Source organism: Sphingosinicella sp. (genome assembly GCF_052387495.1).
Classification (GTDB): Bacteria; Pseudomonadota; Alphaproteobacteria; order Sphingomonadales; family Sphingomonadaceae; genus Allosphingosinicella.
On the sequence record NZ_JBQTJC010000017.1, the window covers coordinates 1 to 4,250 of the forward strand.

Sequence of the window (4,250 nt, forward strand, 5' to 3'; positions counted from 1 at the left end):
CAGCTCGTGCGCAGCGCGCCGCACAACCAGCTCATGAAGGAAGCGGCGCTGGTGATCACCCATGGCGGCCATGGTACCGTGACTCGCGCGCTCGCCCACGGCAAGCCGATGCTGGTCGTGCCTCACGGCCGCGACCAGAACGACAATGCCACGCGGGTGACCGCGCGCGGCGCGGGCCTGATGCTCCCGGCTGAAGCAACCATCGAGGAGTTCCGGGCCGCGATCGAAACTTTGCTCGGGGACCCAGGCTACGCTGCCGCCGCGGCCGAGCTGGGCGGCCGGGTCGCCGACGAGATCGCGCGGTCGCCGGTCGCCGAGGAGCTGGAGCGGATCGCCTTGTGCGGATGCGGGAGCGCGAAGCGGGCGGCGGCCTGAGCCGTCAGGCGTCGCCGCAATCTTCGCACCTGCCGTGCACCTCGATCACCGGGCGCGCGGGCGCGAAGCCGGCGCGCTTGGCGGCGTCGCGGACCCCGCCAGTGACTTTGTCGTCGTCGAGGTGGGTCGCCTGGCCGCAGGTGTCGCAGATCAGGAAGATGCAGTCGTGCAGGCAATCGGGGTGGTCGTTCGCGACATAGGCGTTGGCGCTTTCCACCCGGCGGGCGAGGTTGGCGCCGACGAACAGATCGAGGATGCGATAGACGCTGTTGGCGGCGACGCGGCGGCCCTGATTTTCGCTGACCTTCTCGGCGATGTCATAGGCGCTGGCCGGCTTGTCGAAACTCGCCAGCGCGTCGAACACGGCGGCGCGCATAGGCGTCCATTGCTCGCCGGACTTCGTCATCGTCGCCTGGGCGGCCTCGGCGAGGTCAGCGCCCTGATGGCTGTGGTGGACATGCTCCATGACGGGAAATGTAGGCCTTTGCGTGGTGGCGGACAAGTAAGCGGTCGGCGTTCCCCGTCTTCCCGGCGAAATGGCGCAGGTGCGCAGTGCCCCGCACTGCGCAGCCACGTCCGGGGGACGTGGCGGACCCGAGCCATGGGATCCCGGGACAAGAAGGCACGGCGCTTCCCCATGAGACCCCGGCCTTCGCCGGGGTGACGAGTTGTCTCAAATCACCGCGCGGCGGTTGAGGTCGTGGCCCAAAGCGAGGACGAGCACGCCGGCGATCGACCAGAGCATCTCGCCGCCGTCATGGCCGAGGGTGAGCGCGCCAGCCATCATGCCGAGGCCGAGGCTGCCGATCGAGGCGGGTAGCATGAAGCCGTGCAGCCTTATGCCGCGCCCGAGACCGATCACGCCGAACAATATGGCGAGACCCATCCCGGCCTCGTGGAAGATCGGATGCAGGAGGAGCCCGCCCGCCGAGGCCAGGAAGGTCAGCAGCACCGCGCCGGCGATGCAATGGACGAGGCAAAGGCCCGACAGGCCGATGGCCCACCGGTCGATCGTCCCGATCCGTGCGACGCTTCCGAACACGAGCGATTCCCTTCTCACCGGACGATATACGCCTGGGCGGTTAAAGTTACAACATCACATTGACGCTTTCGTTCCACGGGGACACGCAATAACATGTCCCCGCACGCTTGCTTGGCAAGCGCCCGCGCCTTCGCCATAGGGCGCGCGATGTTCTCCCGCCCGACCGAAGCCCGGCCCCGCCCCGGCCAGCTCGCCAACTGGCTGACCTTCGTCGCGGTTTTGATCTTTGTGATGATCGTCGTCGGCGGGATCACGCGGCTCACCGAATCCGGCCTGTCGATGGTGCGCTGGGAGCCGATTTCGGGCGCGATCCCGCCCTTGAACGAGGCCGACTGGCAGCGCGAGTTCGATCATTATCGCGCGACGCCGCAATACCAGCAGGTCAATACCGGCATGACGCTGTCGGACTTCAAGACCATCTTCTTCTGGGAATATGTCCACCGGCTGCTCGGGCGGCTGATCGGCCTTGCCTTCGCGCTGCCCTTGCTCTGGTTCTGGTGGAAGCGGGCAATTCCTTCCGGCTACGGCTGGAAGCTCGGCGGAGTGTTCGGATTGGGCGCGCTGCAGGGGGCGATCGGCTGGTGGATGGTCGCCTCCGGACTGGTCGACGTGCCCGAGGTCAGCCATATCCGCCTTGCCATCCACCTGCTCATGGCCTTCGCCATCTTCGCCGCGATCATCTGGGTCTCGCTCGATCTAAACGCGCTCGCGAAAGACGCCGGCGCGCGGCCGGTGAAGCTGCCCCTTCTCGGCATCTGGGCGCTCTGCCTCGTTTTTCTCCAATTCCTGTTCGGCGCCTATGTCGCGGGGCTGGAGGCGGGCTACACCTTCAACAGCTGGCCGCTCATGGGCGACGCGCTCTTCCCGGCCGAGGCGCCGATGCTCGAGCCGTTCCCGCGCAACTTCGTCGACAACCCCCTGGTCGTGCAGTTCGTCCACCGCTGGCTCGCCTTCGTCGTGGCGGCGGTCGCGGTCTGGCTCGGCGTCCGCGCCTGGCTGCGCGGCTTCCGCGCCGACGCCGCCTTGCTGATCGGTGCCGTCCTCGCCCAGCTCCTGCTCGGCATCCTTGTTATTCTGTCGGGCGTCCAGATCGATATCGCGGTCGCGCACCAGGGCATGGCCGCCCTCCTCCTCGCCGCCCTGGTCACCGCCGCGCACCGGCTTGGCGGCCCGGCAAGGGAGAAGGCGGCGGCATGACCGGCATCCTCAAGAGCGAGATCGTCGCCCTCTACGTCATCTTCGGCGACGAGGCGGAGGCGCGCAGCATCGGCCGCGACATGGTCGAGGCGCGGCTCGCCGCCTGCGTCAACATCCTCGGCCCGTGCCGGTCGATCTACCGCTGGCAGGGCGCGGTCGAGGAGGCGGACGAGGTCGCCGCGATCTTCAAGACCGGCCACGAACGGGTCAACGATCTCATGCAGGCGATCCACGCCGCCCACAGCTACGACGTCCCGGCGATCACCGTCCTCCCGATCGCGGGTACCCACCGGGCCTATCTCGACTGGGTGCTGGAGAACAGCGCATGAGGGTTCTGCTCGCGCTCGGGGCGGCGCTCGTCGCCGTTAATGCGGCGGTGCAGCCGCACGCGCCGGTCGTCCAATCGTTCGACGTGGCCGTGCCGTTCGCGCCGACCGTCGCCGATATGGGCGGCGTTCGGCACCTTTCTTACGAGATTCACCTGACCAACTTCGCCTCCCGTCCGATCCGGATCGAGCGGATCGAGGTGTTGAACGAAGGCGGCGAAACTTTCGCCGGGGCCGAGGGCGAGACGCTCGACGGCTGGATCGAGCGGGCCGGTGCGCGCGACACGGCGGATGCGCGACTGGTGCCGCCCGGCGCGCGGATCGTCGTCTATCTCGATCTTCCTGCCACGGGCCAGATACCCGCGGCACTTGGCCACCGGATCGGCTTTAGGTTCGCCGAAGGGGATGCGGGTCCGCACAGTCTGATTGCGCCCAATGTGACGGTCACACGAAGGCCGCCGACGCGTCTCGGCCCGCCGTTGCGCGGCGGCCCATGGGTCGCGGTCTATGCCCCTCGAATGGCCCGCGGCCATCGCCGTTTCCCATATGCGACCGCGGGCGCGGTGCGCGTGCCCGGGCGCTTCGCGATCGACTGGTTCGGCGTCGACGCAGGCGGTCGCTCGGGAGGCGGCGAAAGGCTCGACCAGTTCGTCGGCCACGACGCCGAGGTTCTGGCGGTTGCGGACGGGACTGTCGTCGCCGTGCGCGACGACATGCCCGAAGCTGCAACCCTTGCGTCCCTGCCCGCAGTTTCACTCGGCGACGCGACGGGCAATTATGTCGCTATCGACATCGGCGAGGGCCGCTATGCCTTCTACGAGCACCTGCGTCCCGGAATCCTCGTTCGCATCGGCGAGCGGGTCAGGCTCGGACAGCCGATCGCTCGGCTCGGCCTCACCGGCCAGGGCAGCAGTCCGCACCTCCATTTTCATCTCGCGGACGCCAATTCGCCGCTCGCCGCCGACGGGCTGCCCTTCGTGATCGACCAGGTCGAGATTCTGGGTGGCTATCCGTCGATCGAAGCCTTCGCGGGCGGCGGGCCATGGAACGCCGAGGAGCGCGGAAGCGACAGAGAGGCACCGCTCCGGCCCGCGCCGAACGCCGTCGTCAGATTTCCGGGAACGCGCTAAGGTATTATTTTACCTCTCACGAAAGCCCCGCATTTCTTGACTTTCTCGGGCCCCGCTGCCATTTGCCCGCCGTCCGCGCCGCTCCGTTCGAGCGGCGCTGCTCATTTCAAAGAGGTCGCAGCCAATGAAGGCGCTGATGAAGACCACCAAGTCGGCCAAGCCGCGCGAGGTGGAGAAGAA

General features: G+C 67.8%; 6 protein-coding genes. 4 read left to right on the plus strand and 2 right to left on the minus strand.

What is annotated here, in order from left to right; all coding sequences use genetic code 11:
- On the plus strand, nt 1-375 hold a 375-nt coding region (locus ACT4N8_RS01325), incomplete at its 5' end, for a glycosyltransferase (protein WP_444856334.1).
- A gap of 4 nt (nt 376-379) precedes the next feature.
- Here the strand turns inward: ACT4N8_RS01325 and ACT4N8_RS01330 are convergent.
- Entirely contained in the window at nt 380-841 is a 462-nt protein-coding gene (locus ACT4N8_RS01330) for a Fur family transcriptional regulator (protein WP_444856335.1), read from the minus strand.
- Nucleotides 842-1,048: 207 nt separating this feature from the next.
- A complete protein-coding gene (locus tag ACT4N8_RS01335) occupies nt 1,049-1,417 on the minus strand; it encodes a MerC domain-containing protein (protein ID WP_444856336.1) in 369 nt (122 codons plus the stop codon).
- A gap of 147 nt (nt 1,418-1,564) precedes the next feature.
- On the opposite strand from ACT4N8_RS01335, the gene ACT4N8_RS01340 reads away from it, so the two are divergent.
- Genes ACT4N8_RS01340 through ACT4N8_RS01350 form a run of 3 tightly spaced genes read left to right on the plus strand, consistent with a single transcriptional unit; the run spans nt 1,565 to nt 4,070 of the window.
- On the plus strand, nt 1,565-2,614 hold the full coding sequence (locus ACT4N8_RS01340; protein ID WP_444856337.1) for a COX15/CtaA family protein: 1,050 nt from the start codon (nt 1,565-1,567) through the stop codon (nt 2,612-2,614).
- Complete coding sequence (gene cutA, locus ACT4N8_RS01345; RefSeq protein WP_444856338.1) at nt 2,611-2,943, plus strand: divalent-cation tolerance protein CutA; 333 nt, start codon at nt 2,611-2,613, stop codon at nt 2,941-2,943. Before ACT4N8_RS01340 ends, cutA begins: the two co-directional genes overlap by 4 nt.
- Nucleotides 2,940-4,070 (plus strand): M23 family metallopeptidase, encoded by a 1,131-nt coding sequence (locus tag ACT4N8_RS01350; RefSeq protein ID WP_444856339.1) that lies wholly within the window; start codon nt 2,940-2,942, stop codon nt 4,068-4,070. Before cutA ends, ACT4N8_RS01350 begins: the two co-directional genes overlap by 4 nt.
- The last annotated feature ends 180 nt before the right edge of the window (nt 4,071-4,250 follow it).

Coding starts and splice junctions, on each gene's coding strand:
- ACT4N8_RS01330 (WP_444856335.1), bottom strand. CDS start 841: ATGGAGCATGTCCACCACAGCCATCAGGGCGCTGACCTCGCCGAGGCC.
- ACT4N8_RS01340 (WP_444856337.1), top strand. CDS start 1,565: ATGTTCTCCCGCCCGACCGAAGCCCGGCCCCGCCCCGGCCAGCTCGCC.
- cutA (WP_444856338.1), top strand. CDS start 2,611: ATGACCGGCATCCTCAAGAGCGAGATCGTCGCCCTCTACGTCATCTTC.
- ACT4N8_RS01350 (WP_444856339.1), top strand. CDS start 2,940: ATGAGGGTTCTGCTCGCGCTCGGGGCGGCGCTCGTCGCCGTTAATGCG.